Source organism: uncultured Phyllobacterium sp. (assembly GCF_902479695.1).
Classification (GTDB): Bacteria; Pseudomonadota; Alphaproteobacteria; order Rhizobiales; family Rhizobiaceae; genus Phyllobacterium; species Phyllobacterium calauticae.
Genome location: NZ_CABSQF010000020.1, coordinates 51638 through 67165, shown reverse-complemented (window position 1 = coordinate 67165; position 15528 = coordinate 51638). Strand labels below are relative to the sequence as shown.

Genomic DNA, 15528 nt, shown 5'->3' with positions numbered 1-15528 from the left:
TACCTTCAATTGCTCCATGCCGGTCCAGGCCAGCATGGCTTTATTCGGGCTTCCCCCCCGCCAAGACAGCGGATTGTTTGACCCACTCATCCCGCACGATACGCCCGCCGAATTTCAGATGATCATCGACCCAGGCAATCTCCTGGGGTGACCATGCTGCAATCTGCGCATGGGTGTAGATGCCAAGACCGTTCAAGACCTGCTCCAGCTTCGGGCCAACGCCCGAAATCCGCTTCAGGTCATCCGGCAAGGCCGGCTTTGCGATTGCCGCCGGTTTCGACGGCCCCGTTGAAACCACCGCCAGCTTGGCTTCTTTGCCGGCAACCACCTTTGGTGCGGTTACTGTCGCCTTGTTACGTATGATCGTCTTTAACTCAGCAACATCGGGCGCCTGCTTTGCCGCGGCCGCCGGCGACCTGTCCAGCGGCTTCAGCTTCGTGTTGGCATCAAGCATACCGGCAAGAGCACCGGCCCACAGCCCCCACATCTGACTGGCGATGCCGAGACCCACAACAGACGCCGCCGCCATCGCGCCCATCGGCGGTGTCAGCAGATTGGCAGCCGGAACGACCTGCTTCGGCATCACCGCCGACCAGTCCGCACCCGATCGCTTGTCTGTTCCGGTATCCGGCATGGCCCTTCAACCCTACTCTGCTGCGACAAGCACGGGGCTTGCCGCAGAAGCGTTGCGTGTAAACTCATCGATACGGCGTTCGATTTCCGGACGGAAATGCCGGATCAGACCCTGTACCGGCCATGCCGCCGCGTCGCCGAGCGCGCAGATGGTGTGGCCTTCGATCTGCTTGGTCACGTCGAGCAGCATGTCGATCTCGCGCTTCTGCGCATTGCCAACCGCCATGCGTTCCATGACGCGCCACATCCAGCCGGTGCCTTCGCGGCATGGCGTGCACTGGCCGCAGCTCTCGTGCTTGAAGAAGTAGGACAGGCGCGCAATGGCGCGAACAATATCCGTGGACTTGTCCATGACGATCGCCGCCGCCGTACCGAAGGACGACTTCACGTTGCGCAACCCATCGAAATCCATCGGGCAATCGATGATATCGGCAGCCGGAACGACCGGGCAGGATGCGCCGCCGGGAATAACCGCCAGCAGATTGTCCCAGCCGCCGCGAACACCGCCCGCATGCTTGTCGACCAGTTCGCGGAAGGTGATGCCCATGGCTTCCTCGACCGTGCATGGACGGTTGACGTGACCGGAGATCATGAACAGCTTGGTGCCGACATTGTTCGGACGGCCGATACCGGAGAACCATGCAGCGCCGCGGCGCAGGATGGTCGGGGCAACGGCAACCGATTCAACATTGTTGACGGTGGTCGGGCAGCCATAAAGGCCCATATTGGCCGGGAATGGCGGCTTCAGGCGCGGCTGGCCCTTCTTGCCTTCAAGGCTTTCCAGCAATGCGGTTTCTTCGCCGCAGATATAGGCGCCGGCGCCGTGATGGACGTAGATGTCGTAGTCCCAGCCGTTCTTGTTGTTCTTGCCGAGCAGCTTGGCGTCATAGCATTCGTCAATGGCGGCCTGCAGCGCTTCACGCTCGCGGATATATTCGCCGCGCACATAGATGTAGCAGGTGTTGGCGCCCATGGCGAAACCGGCAATCAGGCAGCCTTCGATCAGCGTATGCGGATCGTGGCGCATGATATCGCGGTCCTTGCAGGTGCCCGGCTCGGATTCGTCGGCATTGATAACGAGATAATGCGGGCGGCCGTCGCTTTCCTTGGGCATGAAGGACCACTTCAGACCCGTCGGGAAGCCGGCGCCGCCGCGGCCGCGCAGGCCGGAGGCTTTCATCTCGTTGATGATCCAGTCACGGCCCTTGGCGATGATCCCTGCGGTGCCATCCCAGCAGCCGCGTGACATCGCACCCTTCAACGATTTGTCGAAAAGGCCGTAAATATTGGTGAAGATGCGGTCTTTGTCAGCGAGCATATCGCACCCGTCCTACTCTCTTCGTCCATTCTCCAGCGAAAACGCACATCGTTTCCGCCAATGATCTTATCTCGGCTTCTTGCCGAAAACCTTGATGTACTCGGCTTCGCCGCCCTTGGCCAAGGCCTTGGCTTGCTTGACCCAGTCGTCGCGTTCGATACGGCCCTTGAAGTTGAGGTAACCGTCAACCCATTCGCGCTCAGCCTTTTTCCAGCTGGCGACCTGGGCAAATGTATAGATGCCGAGTTCATGCAGGATGCCTGCAATCTTCGGGCCGACGCCGGAAATCAGTTCGAGATCATCCACGACAGCTGGCTTGTCGATCGCGGCCGGACGGTTCTTGTCCTCGAGTGATACGGCCTTTGCCGGTGCTTCGTCCTGCTTTGCCGCACTGGCGGCCGGAACAGCAGCAGCATCGGCAGCCTTTGCCGCACGCTTCGGCTTGGCTGCGCCATTGCCTTCGATCAGCGTCGTTGCGCCGCCCTCAGGGGCGGAGAAATAACGGTCGATCTGCGGGCCGGGCGTGATTGTATCGCCCTTGCCGGCTTCGAAAGCATCGATGATTTCCTCGAGGCGTTCGGGCGTCAGATCCTCATAGGTATCCTTGAACACCATGATCATCGGCGCGTTGACGCAGGCACCGAGGCATTCCACCTCTTCCCACGACAAAGTGCCGGATTCGTTGGTGTGGAACGGCTCACGATGGATGCGGTGCTGGCAGACCTTCTTCAGGTCTTCCGCGCCGCGCAGCATGCAGGGCGTAGTGCCGCAAACCTGGATATGGGCACGGGTTCCGACCGGCTTCAGCTGGAACTGCGTATAGAATGTCGCCACTTCGAGAACGCGGATCAGCGGCATGTCGAGCATGACGGCAACATGCTCGATGGCAGCCTTGGTGACCCAGCCATCCTGTTCCTGCGCGCGCATCAGCAGCGGAATGACTGCGGACTGTTCACGGCCCTTGGGATACTTCTTGATGGTCTGCTTGGCCCAGGCAGTGTTTTCGCGATTGAACGCGAAGGCTGCTGGTTGGACGCTATCTTCTGCAAGACGACGGACGGACATTAGCGATCAACCTCACCAAATACGATATCGAGCGAGCCGAGGACAGCGGAGACGTCGGCCAGCATGTGACCACGGCACAGGAAGTCCATGGCCTGGAGATGGGCAAAGCCCGGGGCGCGCAGCTTGACGCGGTATGGCTTGTTGGAGCCATCGGAAACAAGGAACACGCCGAATTCGCCCTTGGGCGCTTCAACGGCAGCATAAACCTCACCGGCAGGCACGTGATAACCTTCAGTGTAAAGCTTGAAGTGATGGATCAGCGCTTCCATCGACCGCTTCATCTCGCCGCGCTTCGGCGGAACGATCTTGGCGGACATGTTGGAAACGGGCCCTACCCGCTCCTTGCCCAGCAGGAGATCGACGCACTGGCGCATGATGCGCACCGACTGGCGCATTTCTTCCATGCGGATGAGATAACGGTCGTAGCAATCGCCGTTCTTGCCGATCGGAATATCGAATTCCATCTCGGAATAGCATTCATAGGGCTGCGACTTGCGCAGGTCCCAGGCAGCACCCGAGCCGCGCACCATGACGCCGGAGAAACCCCATGCCCATGCGTCTTCCAGCTTCACGACGCCGATATCGACGTTACGCTGCTTGAAAATGCGGTTCGGGGTGATCAGGTCGTCGAGATTCTTGACGGTCTGCAGGAACGGATCGCACCACTTGCCGATATCCTCGATGAGTCTGTCGGGGAGATCCTGATGCACACCGCCGGGACGGAAATAGGCCGCATGCATACGGGCACCGCAGGCGCGCTCGTAGAACACCATCAGCTTTTCGCGCTCTTCGAAGCCCCAGAGCGGCGGCGTCAGGGCACCGACGTCCATGGCCTGCGTGGTCACGTTGAGCAGATGCGACAGGATACGGCCGATTTCCGAGAACAGAACACGGATCAGCTGGCCGCGCTTGGGCACCTCAATGCCGAGCAGGCGCTCGACGGCCAGCGCATAGGCATGCTCCTGGTTCATCGGCGCCACATAGTCGAGGCGGTCGAGATAGGGCACGGCCTGCAGATAGGTCTTGGCTTCCATCAACTTCTCGGTGCCGCGATGCAGCAGCCCGATATGCGGGTCAACGCGCGCGACCACCTCACCGTCCAGTTCAAGCACAAGGCGCAAAACGCCGTGCGCCGCAGGATGTTGCGGGCCGAAGTTAATGTTAAAGTTGCGGACGCTGTGTTCAGTCATATTTCGCTTCCTGGCGTCTTACACGTCTGTATTCGCACGCATTCAATTCGCTTTGGCCTTCTCATCACCCGGCAGCACATAATCCGTGCCTTCCCAGGGTGACTGGAAGTCGAAATTGCGGAATTCCTGCCGCAGTTCGACAGGTTCATATACGACGCGCTTGACCTCGTCGTCATAACGGACTTCGACGAAGCCTGTCAGCGGGAAATCCTTACGCAGCGGATGGCCGTCAAAACCGTAGTCGGTCAGGATGCGGCGCAGATCCGGATGACCGGAGAACAGCACGCCATAGAGATCGTAGGTCTCGCGCTCATACCAGTCGGCACCGGGATAGACCGGCGTGGCGGAAGGCACGGGTGTATCTTCGTCCGTGGCAACCTTGATGCGGATGCGCAGATTCTGGCGCGGCGACAGAAGATGATAGACCACGTCAAAGCGATGCGAGCGGTAGGGATAATCCACGCCGCTGATATCGATCAGCGAAATGAACTGGCACTGCACGTCGTCACGCAGGAAGGTCAGAACATCCAGCAGTTTTGCCGTGTCGACTTCAACACTCAGATCGCCATAGGCCAGGGCCACCGAATTCAGCGACGCACCCAGCTTTTCCTGGAGGTAGCTGGAGAGTTCATTCAATGCTTCTTCAAACATCGCCCTCTCCTATCGCTCGATCGTGCCGGTGCGGCGGATTTTCTTCTGCAGCATCAGAACACCATAGAGCAGCGCTTCGGCCGTGGGCGGGCAGCCCGGCACATAGATATCCACCGGCACGACGCGGTCGCAACCACGCACCACCGAATAGGAATAGTGATAATACCCACCGCCATTGGCGCAGGAGCCCATCGAGATGACGTAGCGTGGCTCAGGCATCTGGTCATAGACCTTGCGCAGCGCCGGAGCCATCTTGTTGGTCAGCGTGCCGGCAACGATCATCACGTCGGACTGACGCGGTGACGCGCGCGGGGCGAAGCCGAACCGCTCGCCGTCATAGCGCGGCATGGAGGTGTGCATCATTTCGACCGCGCAGCAGGCAAGGCCGAAGGTCATCCACATCAGCGAACCGGTGCGCGCCCAGGTGACCAGCGCATCGGCGGAGGTTACGAGAAATCCCTTGTCGGCGAGCTCATTGTTGATCTCACCGAAAAACGCATCATCGGAACCGATCGGCTTGCCCGTACCGGGATCAAGAATGCCTTTGGGTTTCGGTGCCACGAGGGTGGTTTGGCTAGCGGTCAATCCCATTCCAGCGCTCCCTTTTTCCACTCATAGATAAAGCCGATTGTCAGAACGCCGAGGAAGATCATCATCGACCAGAAACCGAACCAGCCGATCTTGCTGAAGGCCACGGCCCACGGAAACAGGAAGGCAACTTCCAGATCGAAGATGATGAACAGAATCGAGACAAGATAGAAGCGGACATCAAATTTCATGCGGGCATCATCGAATGCGTTGAAGCCGCACTCATAGGCCGACAATTTTTCCGGGTCTGGCGACTTGTATGCGACCAGAAAAGGCGCAACCAACAGTGCCAAACCGATTACCAGCGCTACCCCGATGAAGATAACGATGGGCAGGTAGGAACTTAAAAGCTCGTTCATGATCCGACTTTTTCCGCCTTGTGAACTCAGGCTGACAAGAATGCCATGTTATGCACATGACTGCCACCAATACGCGACAGACCGCACCAGCTTTGACACCGGTACGATGCGGCGAGGGTTAGCGCGTTAGCGCCATGCGCGCAAGTGCAACAATCGCCCCAATACCACCGGTTTTTTGTCACCATTTCGTGACGCATATCCATAAAAAGCCGCGAATTTCGCAGTTTTAAGCCAGTTTGGCCCGCAAAACACAGCTGAATCACTCTTTAGAATGATATTAATGTGCCTTGCCGGCCTGTTTGTCCGCGACGTGGTATTCAGAACTGCGACATTCGGTCCTATAAACGATTTAGGACAAAATGCAGATATGCCGCGCGCGTGGAAACAGCACGCGCGCCAGGGCGCGAATGCTGTTGTGCAGAGTCTGGGAAAGAGGGGCGCTTAGAGACCCGCGAGAGGCTCCAGACTGAGCCTTTCCCCCTCTTCGGATAGATATTGCTTCTTCTGCGCCCTGCGGTCGAGCAGCAGCGACCAGACGGCCACGCCAAGACCGAGCAAGGCCAGCGCCGATCCCACGAAGGGCAGGTTCTGATAGGACACGCCCCAGGTGAGCGCCGCGCCGCCAACCCAGGCACCGGCGGCATTGCCCGCGTTGAATGCGCCCTGGTTGAGCGTGGCCGCCAGATTGGGCGCTTCGCTCGCGGTTTCGACCACCCGCATCTGCAACGGCGGAACGATGACGAAGGTCAGCATGCCCCACAGGAACACCACGGCGATTGCCGCTGCCGCCGTGCCGCTGACTTCCGCCAGCAGGGCATGGGTGAACACCACGGTGACCAGGGTACCGATAACAGTGGGCATCAGCTTCCAGTCGGCAAGCTTGCCGCCGATGACATTACCCACGGTCATCCCAGCTCCGAACAGCAGCAGAACCCAGGTCACCGCCGCCGTCGACAGGCCGGACACATCGGTGAGGATCGGCTTGATGTAGGTAAAGACGGCAAACAGGCTGCCGGAGGCGAGCGCCGAGATCAGCATGGCAAGCCAGACCTGCAGTTTGCCGAGAACCTTGATCTCGTTGAGAATGCCGCCGCCCTTCTCTTCTTCACCGGCCGCGGGAACCAGCAGCGCGATGGCGATGACCGCGGCGACACCGATGGCGACGACCGCATAGAAGGTCGAGCGCCAGCCATAGAGCTCGCCGAGGGCGGTACCGGCGGGCACGCCGAGAATATTGGCAAGTGTCAGCCCGGCAAACATCAGCGCGATGGCGCTGGCGCGCTTGTGGCGCGGCACCAGGCTGGCGGCCACCACCGACCCGATGCCGAAGAAAGCACCGTGCCCGAAGGCCGTGACGACGCGGGCGATCATCAGCATCCAGTAATTGGGGGCAATGGCGCAGAACAGATTGCCGACGACGAAGAGCATCGCAAGACCAATGAGCACGGGTTTGCGCGGCAGGGATGCCGTGGCAATGGCGATGATGGGTGCACCGATGACGACGCCAAGGGCGTAGCCGGTCACCAGCAGGCCTGCATGGGGGATGGTGACACGCAGGTCGGCCGCGACTTCCGGCAACAGACCCATGATCACGAATTCGGTGGTGCCGATGCAGAAGGAGGCAATGGCAAGAGCGAGAATCGGCAAGGGCATGGGCGGCAACCATCGGAGCTGGAGTAAGGAATCATGCTGCCTAGTCCACAAGGGTTTCACAACTGATTTTTGTGCAACGCAGCAATGCATTTATGCGGGGCGATTCATCCCGGCGGCGAATCGTATCCACGGGTTGAAAACAGCGGAAAAGATTCGCCGTCCGCATACCAGCGGAAAAACAGACAGGACTGATTTTCCTAAGCCGCATCAGAAACCGGCAGGCGCCAGAGGGGCGAACCGGAGAGCGGCAGGCAGTGGACCGTGGGAACATTCGGGAGAGAAGAGATGCAAGCGTGCGGGGCACCACTTTCCGTAATATCAAGCATTTACATCAATTGCTTGAGAGGGAAAGTGGCGCGAGTGACGGGGCTCGAACCCGCGACCTCCGGCGTGACAGGCCGGCACTCTAACCAACTGAGCTACACCCGCGCACTTTGCAAACCAGAAATTCATCTGGTGTGAGCGGTCGTTTAAGGGGTTCGCGGGGGAGTGTCAAGCACTAGTCGACAGGAAAAATGCGATTGTGAAAAACTCTTCGAACAAATCATAAAAGTGTCTCATACCCTCTTGCCAATATCGCACGAAACGCCTAAACGCTCCCCACACACCCTTTGTGAGGGGGCGATTAGCTCAGTTGGTAGAGCGCTTCGTTTACACCGAAGATGTCGGGAGTTCGAGTCTCTCATCGCCCACCATTCCCCAGCGGAATATTTTCTTCCCTTTCTTCAAGCCGAGATAACTGGTCTGTTCACGTCGCAGCCGACATGCGTGCGCGGTTGGGATTCGCCAGTTGCGGATTTTTCCAGCCCGCAGTGAGCAGCGGCAATATTTTATCCTTTGCGCCGGCGATTTTCTGCGGCAACAATGTTCTCCTCCTTCCAAGAGCAAACCAGAAAACGGGAACATCACATGCCAAACAACCGTGCAGCACGAATCGCACTCCTTTCATTCGCCACGCTTTACCCTGCCCTTGCCCATGCGCATGTCGGCGTGGGTGATACCAGCGGCTTTACCCATGGCTTCGCCCACCCCATCTCCGGCCTCGATCACGTCCTGGCGATGATTCTCGTCGGCATCCTTGCCTTCCAGCTGGGCGGACGCGCCCTGTGGCTCGTTCCGGCAGCATTTGTCGGGATGATGGCCGCTGGCGGCGCGCTCGGCGCTGCCGGAGTAAGCCTGCCCTTCGTCGAACTCGCAATCGCGCTCTCGGTGATTGTGCTCGGAGCGGCGGTGGCCTTTGAGATTCAGGCGCCGGTGGCCATTGCAACCGCCCTCGTCGGCCTCTTCGCCATTTTCCATGGCTACGCCCATGGCGCGGAAATGCCGGAAAGCGCCGGCGGCCTCGCCTATGCGGGCGGCTTCATGGCTGCCACTGCCCTGCTCCACGTCGCCGGTATCGGCATCGGCTTTGCCATCGGCGGAATCAGCCAGCGCGCCGGCCCCAGCGCGGTGCGAATCATTGGCGGCCTGGCGGCGCTCGCGGGCGTCGGCATCCTGACAGGCGCGCTCTAAACAACTGGAATGCCGAATCAAAAAGCCGGGCAATTGCTTGCCCGGCTTTTTGATTGTTTATTTCCGATGGCGTCAGTGCGCGATCTGCGCCGAAGCATCATCCTCGACCACGGCGGCGGCAGGCACGTTGACCGGCTCCGTCCACTCGATCGGCTCCGGCTGACGCACGAGCGCATGCTTGATCACTTCCCCGGCACGCGATACCGGGATGATCTCAAGGCCGTTCTTCACATTGTCCGGAATTTCCGCCAGATCCTTGGCGTTTTCTTCCGGGATCAGAACCGTCTTGATGCCACCGCGCAGGGCGGCAAGCAGCTTCTCTTTCAGGCCGCCAATCGGCAGGACCCGTCCGCGCAGCGTGATCTCGCCGGTCATGGCGATATCCTTGCGCACCGGAATACCGGTCAGGATCGAGACAATGGCTGTCACCATCGCGATACCGGCCGACGGACCGTCCTTCGGTGTCGCGCCTTCCGGCACGTGCACGTGGATGTCCCTGCGGTCGAACAGCGGCGGCTCGACGCCGAAATCGATGGCTCTGGAGCGGACATAGGATGCCGCTGCGGAAATCGATTCCTTCATCACGTCGCGCAGGTTGCCCGTGACGGTCATGCGGCCCTTGCCGGGCATCATGACGCCTTCAATGGTCAGCAGTTCGCCGCCCACCTCAGTCCAGGCAAGACCTGTGACAACGCCAACCTGATCTTCACCGTCGATCTGGCCGAAGCGGAACTTCTGCACGCCGAGATAGTCGTTGATGTTGGTCTCGGTGACCTTCACCGTCTTCTTGGTCTTCGACTTCAGAATTTCCGTCACTGCCTTGCGGGCAAGCTTCATCAGTTCACGTTCGAGACTGCGCACGCCGGCTTCCCGCGTGTAATCGCGGACGATGGCACGGATCGCGCCTTCCGATACGGAAAACTCCTTCGGCTGCAACGCATGGTCGCGGATGGCCTTGGGCAGGAGGTGCCGCTTGGCGATCTCGACCTTCTCGTCTTCCGTGTAACCGGCAATACGGATGATCTCCATACGGTCCATCAGAGGACCCGGTATGTTCAGCGTATTGGCGGTCGTCACGAACATCACGTTCGAGAGGTCATATTCGACCTCGAGATAGTGATCCATGAAGGTTGAGTTCTGTTCCGGATCGAGCACCTCGAGCAGAGCCGAAGACGGATCACCGCGGAAATCCTGGCCCATCTTGTCGATTTCATCGAGCAGGAAGAGCGGATTGGACTTCTTTGCCTTCTTCATCGACTGGATGACCTTGCCGGGCATCGAACCGATATAGGTGCGGCGGTGACCGCGGATTTCAGCCTCGTCACGCACGCCGCCAAGCGACATGCGGACATATTCACGGCCGGTTGCCTTGGCGATCGAGCGGGCCAGCGAGGTCTTGCCGACGCCGGGAGGACCAACGAGGCACAGGATCGGACCTTTGATCTTGGTCGACCGTGACTGCACGGCGAGATATTCCACGATCCGGTCTTTCACCTTGTCGAGGCCGTAATGTTCGGCATCCAGGATCTCGTCGGCGAGGTTCAGGTCGTTCTTCACCTTCGACTTCTTGCCCCACGGAATGGTGAGCAGCCAGTCGAGATAGTTGCGGACAACCGTCGCTTCGGCGGACATCGGGCTCATCTGGCGAAGCTTCTTCAGCTCCTGATTGGCCTTTTCGCGCGCTTCCTTGGAGAACTTCGTCTTCTTGATGCGCTCTTCCAGCTCGGCTGCCTCGTCACGGCCGTCTTCGCCGTCGCCGAGTTCCTTCTGGATCGCCTTCATCTGTTCATTGAGGTAGTACTCGCGCTGGGTCTTCTCCATCTGGCGCTTGACGCGCGAACGGATACGCTTTTCCACCTGAAGAACGGAAATTTCCGACTCCATGAACGACATGGCCTTTTCCAGCCGTGCACGCACGGACAGTATCGACAGCATGTCCTGCTTCTCGGGAATCTTGATCGCAAGATGCGAGGCGACCGTATCGGCCAGCTTCGAGTAGTCCTCGATCTGTCCGGCAGCGCCAACGACCTCTGGCGAAATCTTCTTGTTCAGCTTCACGTAGTTTTCAAAGTCCGACACGACGGAGCGGGCCAGGGCTTCGATTTCAACCGCGTCTTCGGCGGGTTCCGACAGCGTCGTGGCATTGGCTTCGTGGTAATCCTCGCGGTCGCTGAAACTGGTGATTTCAGCGCGGGCAATACCTTCGACCAGAACCTTGACCGTACCATCCGGCAGTTTCAGCAACTGCAGGACATTGGCAATGGTGCCGATGCTGTAGATGGCATCCGCCTGCGGATCATCATCCGCAGCGTTCTTCTGTGTGGCAAGCAGGATTTGCTTGTCGACGCCCATCACTTCCTCGAGTGCGCGAATGGATTTTTCGCGACCGACAAAGAGCGGAACGATCATGTGTGGGAAGACAACGATATCGCGCAATGGCAAAACGGCATAAAGCCCGCTTTCTCCACCCGCCAGTGTCTTCTTGCTTGCAACCGTCATTTCATGTCCTTTCTCAGGCCAATCGGCCTAGATCGCCACATCCGGGTACCCTTTGGTTGCATGATCTTTTCCAAAATCGGGATCCATTTTGGGGATCATGCGAAGAGCGGCATACGACCGGCTGTGCAGCTTAACCTTTACTTGGAGTGGCGGGGCTCCGGTTTCAAGCGCCCCGGTTTCAAGCTCGGTCACAGAATCGTAATCTATCCTGCTCCTACCAAACTCCAAGCGCAATCTTTTGCGATGCAGCACACCGCTGAAGAGGATGATTTTCGTGGAAATCATCTGTCGACGGGGGCGATACTGCCCGGCCTACACTGTATTACCGACGCTGCTTTGCAAAAATTGTGCGCCCCGCATGGTTAATCAACCGTAAATATTGTTTCGTGGCACAATTAAGACCCGCAACAAATGCCAGGGTCAAAATGCAAAAGGCCCCGCTGACGCGGAGCCCTGCTTTCCAGACACTGGTTCGGCGCCTTACGCCGAAACATTGCCCTTTTCTTCCTTGCGTTCGGCATAGATGTAGAGCGGGCGCGAATTGCCCTCGACCACATCGCCGGAGATCACGACTTCCTGAACGCCGTCGAGCGTCGGCAGTTCATACATCGTGTCGAGCAGGATCTTTTCCATGATCGAACGCAGCCCGCGTGCACCGGTCTTGCGGGCAATGGCCTTGAGGGCGATTGCCTTCAGCGCATCCTCATGGAACGTCAGCTCGACGTTTTCCATGTCGAACAGGCGCTGGTACTGCTTGACCAGGGCGTTCTTCGGTTCCGACAGAATCTGCACCAGGGCAGCTTCGTCGAGATCCTCGAGCGTGGCGATGACAGGCAGACGGCCGACAAATTCGGGGATAAGGCCGAATTTCAAGAGGTCTTCCGGCTCAAGCTCGCGGAAGATTGCGCCGACACGACGCTCGTCCGGGCTCTTGACCGCTGCGCTGAAACCGATGGACGTCTTCTCGCCGCGTGCCGAGATGATCTTGTCAAGACCGGCAAAGGCACCGCCACAGATGAACAGGATGTTGGTCGTGTCCACCTGCAGGAATTCCTGCTGCGGATGCTTGCGCCCGCCCTGCGGCGGAACGGAAGCGACCGTGCCTTCCATGATCTTCAGCAGCGCCTGCTGCACGCCCTCACCCGACACGTCACGGGTGATCGACGGGTTGTCGGACTTGCGGCTGATCTTGTCGACTTCGTCGATATAGACGATGCCGCGCTGGGCCCGCTCGACATTGTAGTCGGCCGACTGGAGCAGCTTGAGAATGATGTTCTCGACATCCTCACCGACATAACCGGCTTCCGTCAGCGTCGTCGCGTCTGCCATTGTGAACGGCACGTCGATGATGCGGGCGAGCGATTGCGCCAGATAGGTTTTGCCGCAACCGGTTGGACCAACGAGAAGGATGTTGGACTTCGCCAGTTCGACTTCATTGTTTTTCGATGCGTGGGCCAACCGCTTGTAGTGGTTGTGCACCGCGACAGAGAGAACACGCTTGGCATGGTTCTGGCCGATGACGTAATCATCGAGCACCGCCATGATTTCCTGCGGCGTCGGAACGCCTTCGCGGGATTTCACCATCGAGGATTTGTTTTCCTCGCGGATGATGTCCATGCACAGCTCGACGCATTCATCGCAGATGAAAACAGTCGGGCCCGCAATCAACTTGCGAACTTCGTGCTGGCTCTTCCCGCAAAACGAGCAATAAAGCGTATTCTTTGAATCACCGCCGCCGTTGCTGACTTTGCTCATTGCAGTTTCCTTTCAGTATCGGCGCCCTGTTTGGCCGGGAACCGTTCACCCCCTTCGGGACTCTGCCCTGCGGGGAATGATTCGAATAGTAATTCGAAGAATAGGCTTCCTCTACTCACCAATCACTTAACGTAGCGTCTGTTGGCCTGCATGCAAGCCGGATGTGTGGCAAAAAGTCCGCATCCGGGTCAAAAAAAGTTCATTCTCGACCCGGTGCGGCCATTTAGCCGGTTACTTTGCATCCCCTTCGATGATCGCACGGGATTCAAGCACCTTGTCGATAAGACCGAACTCGAGTGATTCCTGTGCCGTCATGAAGTGGTCGCGGTCGAGAGTCTTCTCGATTGTCTCATAGTCGCGGCCCGTGTGCTTGACGTAGATCTCGTTGAGGCGACGCTTCATTTTGATGATGTCCTGGGCATGGCGCTCGATGTCCGATGCCTGGCCCTGGAAACCGCCGGATGGCTGGTGCAACATGATGCGGGCGTTGGGCAGCACGAAGCGCATGTCCTTTTCACCGGCTGTCAGCAGCAGCGAGCCCATCGACGCGGCCTGACCGAAGCACAGGGTCGAGACGGCCGGACGGATGAACTGCATGGTGTCGTAGATTGCCATGCCCGACGTGACGACACCGCCGGGCGAATTGATGTAGAGGTTGATCTCTTTCTTCGGATTTTCCGATTCAAGGAACAGAAGCTGGGCGCAGATCAGCGTCGCCATGCCGTCCTCGATGGGTCCGGTAATGAAAATGATGCGTTCTTTCAGCAGGCGCGAGAAAATATCATAGGCCCGCTCGCCCCGGTTGGTCTGCTCGACGACCATGGGTACGAGGTTCATTGCTGTTTCGATTGGATCTCTCATCGGTGGGCCTCAGCGTTTTGGAGAACAAGGGGTTTGAACGCCCCCAAGATTCGTGGATTACACTTTCGATACATAGGGTGTTGCCACCCTGTTCCGCAAGATGTTCTGCCGCCATCCGGTGAGGAGCGCAAGCGCAGAACCGCTTTTTACGCGGCTTCCGCCCGCAACCAGCGCTGCAGCAGCGGCACATCGCCGGTTCCCAGCGTTTGCGCGACCCGCCGCCCGACCGCCGCGCCGAATTTGTACCCATGTCCGGAACAGGCCGAGACGACGAGGCATTTGTCCCGTTCCACGGCGAAAAACCGTTCATCGGCGGTGAAGGTATAGGCGCAGGTGACAACACCGCTCACCCTGTATTCGCCGATCCGCTGCAGCGGCGGGGCGAAGAGATCGCGGATCGCTTCGCCCTCGCCCGGTTCGGCAACGCGGGCAGCGTTGGCATCCGCCGATTTGCGCTTGTGCAGGCCCGAGCCGAATTTCAGGCCGCCGCCGCCGCTGGCCGGGATGATATAACCGTCGGTACGCCCGCCCACATCGAGCACGACGGGAGAATGCTCCCAGGCTGCCTGCAAATCCGCCGGCGGTTCGAGATAGACCACGGCCGTCCGGTAGGTGGTGAGCGAGGAGACGAGATCGGGGAACAGTTTTGTCACCCATGCACCCGCCGGGACGACCACCCTGTCAGCAGCAATGACCGTACCATCGGCCAAGGTCACCGTCCCTGCGGCGCTGTCGACGGCAGTCACTCCGGTGTTTTCCAGAAGCGCGGCGCCGTGCGCGCGCAGCCAGCGCGCCATATCCCCGGCGATCCTGCGGCAATGCAGCGCGCCGCCCTCCGGCGAGAAGAACGCATAGCGGAACGTGCCCGCTTCCAGATAGCCATAGCGCTTTATGGCCTCGGCGGGCTCATAAAGCTCAAGGGGATAGCCGCCCTGCTCAAGCCCCTTGCGGTATTCCTCGGCGTCATCGTCCGCGTCGCGCGATATGCAGATGAAGCCGCGCGGATCGAGATGGCTCGTGCCGATGTCCTGCCACAGCTCGTCCCAGGCCGCATAGGCCTCCGAAATCGCATCAGCGTAACCGCCCGCGGCACCATAGGCGCGGCGGATGATGCGGTGATGATCGCCCGAGGCTGCCAGCGGATTGGGAATCGGCCCCTGCTCGATCAACGTCACCGCATGACCGGCCTTGGTCAGCGACCAGGCGCTGGACAGTCCGGCAATTCCTGCTCCGACGATGGTGATTTTCATGATGGGGTCCTGCTATGACTGCTGAAGGAGGGAGATTCGCATGCAATATGAAACCATTCGCATCGATTGCTCAAACATTTTCGACGTGGAAAGCTTTCATCCTGTGTTTGCCGCGACCTGCGGCTTTCCTTCCTGCAAAGCGGTGACCCGCCTGTTCCCTGCCTTTCCTTCGTCTGACCCACGGTATATCTGAT

The 15528-nt window shown here is 59.1% G+C and carries 14 protein-coding genes and 2 tRNA genes; 3 read left to right on the top strand and 13 right to left on the bottom strand.

What is annotated here, in order from left to right; all coding sequences use genetic code 11:
- Positions 1-40 precede the first annotated feature (40 nt).
- From RDL77_RS13950 to RDL77_RS13910, 9 genes are all read right to left on the bottom strand, one after another.
- Entirely contained in the window at positions 41-634 is a 594-nt protein-coding gene (locus tag RDL77_RS13950) for a helix-hairpin-helix domain-containing protein (RefSeq protein WP_288193365.1), read from the bottom strand.
- Positions 635-646: 12 nt separating this feature from the next.
- Positions 647-1951, bottom strand: coding sequence for an NADH-quinone oxidoreductase subunit NuoF (gene nuoF / locus RDL77_RS13945; RefSeq protein WP_105735490.1), 1305 nt, complete (start codon positions 1949-1951; stop codon positions 647-649).
- 66 nt (positions 1952-2017) lie between these two features.
- Complete coding sequence (gene nuoE / locus RDL77_RS13940) at positions 2018-3016, bottom strand: NADH-quinone oxidoreductase subunit NuoE (RefSeq protein ID WP_288193364.1); 999 nt, start codon at positions 3014-3016, stop codon at positions 2018-2020.
- The gene (locus tag RDL77_RS13935) at positions 3016-4206 is read right to left on the bottom strand and encodes an NADH-quinone oxidoreductase subunit D (protein ID WP_223615192.1); all 1191 of its coding nucleotides are present in this window, start codon (positions 4204-4206) and stop codon (positions 3016-3018) included. The genes nuoE and RDL77_RS13935 overlap by 1 nt, the downstream gene beginning before the upstream one ends.
- A 42-nt stretch (positions 4207-4248) precedes the next feature.
- Positions 4249-4857 carry an NADH-quinone oxidoreductase subunit C gene (locus RDL77_RS13930; protein WP_288193363.1) on the bottom strand — a complete coding sequence of 203 codons (609 nt, stop codon included), beginning with the start codon at positions 4855-4857 and terminating at the stop codon, positions 4249-4251.
- Positions 4858-4866: 9 nt separating this feature from the next.
- On the bottom strand, positions 4867-5448 hold the full coding sequence (locus RDL77_RS13925) for an NADH-quinone oxidoreductase subunit B family protein (protein ID WP_223615194.1): 582 nt from the start codon (positions 5446-5448) through the stop codon (positions 4867-4869).
- Positions 5439-5804, bottom strand: a complete 366-nt coding sequence (locus RDL77_RS13920; RefSeq protein ID WP_091883778.1) for an NADH-quinone oxidoreductase subunit A — start codon at positions 5802-5804, stop codon at positions 5439-5441. Before RDL77_RS13920 ends, RDL77_RS13925 begins: the two co-directional genes overlap by 10 nt.
- A 441-nt stretch (positions 5805-6245) precedes the next feature.
- On the bottom strand, positions 6246-7457 hold the full coding sequence (locus tag RDL77_RS13915) for an MFS transporter (RefSeq protein WP_288193360.1): 1212 nt from the start codon (positions 7455-7457) through the stop codon (positions 6246-6248).
- 352 nt (positions 7458-7809) lie between these two features.
- Positions 7810-7886: transfer RNA gene (locus tag RDL77_RS13910), tRNA-Asp, on the bottom strand.
- Between the two features lie 190 nt (positions 7887-8076).
- On the opposite strand from RDL77_RS13910, the gene RDL77_RS13905 reads away from it, so the two are divergent.
- Together RDL77_RS13905 and RDL77_RS13900 are read left to right on the top strand one after the other, a co-directional pair.
- A tRNA-Val gene (locus RDL77_RS13905) sits at positions 8077-8152 on the top strand.
- Positions 8153-8366: 214 nt separating this feature from the next.
- On the top strand, positions 8367-8969 hold the full coding sequence (locus RDL77_RS13900; protein WP_288193358.1) for a HupE/UreJ family protein: 603 nt from the start codon (positions 8367-8369) through the stop codon (positions 8967-8969).
- Positions 8970-9041: 72 nt separating this feature from the next.
- On the opposite strand, the gene lon is transcribed toward RDL77_RS13900, so the two are convergent.
- From lon to RDL77_RS13880, 4 genes are all read right to left on the bottom strand, one after another.
- Positions 9042-11468: an endopeptidase La gene (gene lon / locus RDL77_RS13895; RefSeq protein WP_223615763.1), complete on the bottom strand. Its 2427-nt coding sequence runs from the start codon at positions 11466-11468 to the stop codon at positions 9042-9044.
- Between the two features lie 480 nt (positions 11469-11948).
- Positions 11949-13223: an ATP-dependent Clp protease ATP-binding subunit ClpX gene (gene clpX / locus RDL77_RS13890; RefSeq protein ID WP_223615762.1), complete on the bottom strand. Its 1275-nt coding sequence runs from the start codon at positions 13221-13223 to the stop codon at positions 11949-11951.
- A gap of 231 nt (positions 13224-13454) precedes the next feature.
- The gene (locus RDL77_RS13885; RefSeq protein ID WP_091883799.1) at positions 13455-14084 is read right to left on the bottom strand and encodes an ATP-dependent Clp protease proteolytic subunit; all 630 of its coding nucleotides are present in this window, start codon (positions 14082-14084) and stop codon (positions 13455-13457) included.
- Positions 14085-14230: 146 nt separating this feature from the next.
- Positions 14231-15334: an FAD-binding oxidoreductase gene (locus RDL77_RS13880; RefSeq protein ID WP_288193356.1), complete on the bottom strand. Its 1104-nt coding sequence runs from the start codon at positions 15332-15334 to the stop codon at positions 14231-14233.
- Positions 15335-15374: 40 nt separating this feature from the next.
- Between RDL77_RS13880 and RDL77_RS13875 the strand changes: the two genes are divergently transcribed.
- Positions 15375-15527 (top strand): hypothetical protein, encoded by a 153-nt coding sequence (locus RDL77_RS13875; RefSeq protein WP_288193355.1) that lies wholly within the window; start codon positions 15375-15377, stop codon positions 15525-15527.
- Position 15528: the final 1 nt, after the last annotated feature.

What these genes read in the sequence shown, in the direction of transcription:
- RDL77_RS13930 (WP_288193363.1), bottom strand. Translation starts at nt 4,857, where the DNA reads ATGTTTGAAGAAGCATTGAATGAACTCTCCAGCTACCTCCAGGAAAAG.
- nuoE (WP_288193364.1), bottom strand. Translation starts at nt 3,016, where the DNA reads ATGTCCGTCCGTCGTCTTGCAGAAGATAGCGTCCAACCAGCAGCCTTC.
- clpX (WP_223615762.1), bottom strand. Translation starts at nt 13,223, where the DNA reads ATGAGCAAAGTCAGCAACGGCGGCGGTGATTCAAAGAATACGCTTTAT.
- RDL77_RS13920 (WP_091883778.1), bottom strand. Translation starts at nt 5,804, where the DNA reads ATGAACGAGCTTTTAAGTTCCTACCTGCCCATCGTTATCTTCATCGGG.
- RDL77_RS13950 (WP_288193365.1), bottom strand. Translation starts at nt 634, where the DNA reads ATGCCGGATACCGGAACAGACAAGCGATCGGGTGCGGACTGGTCGGCG.
- RDL77_RS13935 (WP_223615192.1), bottom strand. Translation starts at nt 4,206, where the DNA reads ATGACTGAACACAGCGTCCGCAACTTTAACATTAACTTCGGCCCGCAA.
- RDL77_RS13885 (WP_091883799.1), bottom strand. Translation starts at nt 14,084, where the DNA reads ATGAGAGATCCAATCGAAACAGCAATGAACCTCGTACCCATGGTCGTC.
- RDL77_RS13915 (WP_288193360.1), bottom strand. Translation starts at nt 7,457, where the DNA reads ATGCCCTTGCCGATTCTCGCTCTTGCCATTGCCTCCTTCTGCATCGGC.
- RDL77_RS13925 (WP_223615194.1), bottom strand. Translation starts at nt 5,448, where the DNA reads ATGGGATTGACCGCTAGCCAAACCACCCTCGTGGCACCGAAACCCAAA.
- RDL77_RS13880 (WP_288193356.1), bottom strand. Translation starts at nt 15,334, where the DNA reads ATGAAAATCACCATCGTCGGAGCAGGAATTGCCGGACTGTCCAGCGCC.
- lon (WP_223615763.1), bottom strand. Translation starts at nt 11,468, where the DNA reads ATGACGGTTGCAAGCAAGAAGACACTGGCGGGTGGAGAAAGCGGGCTT.
- RDL77_RS13900 (WP_288193358.1), top strand. Translation starts at nt 8,367, where the DNA reads ATGCCAAACAACCGTGCAGCACGAATCGCACTCCTTTCATTCGCCACG.
- RDL77_RS13875 (WP_288193355.1), top strand. Translation starts at nt 15,375, where the DNA reads ATGCAATATGAAACCATTCGCATCGATTGCTCAAACATTTTCGACGTG.
- nuoF (WP_105735490.1), bottom strand. Translation starts at nt 1,951, where the DNA reads ATGCTCGCTGACAAAGACCGCATCTTCACCAATATTTACGGCCTTTTC.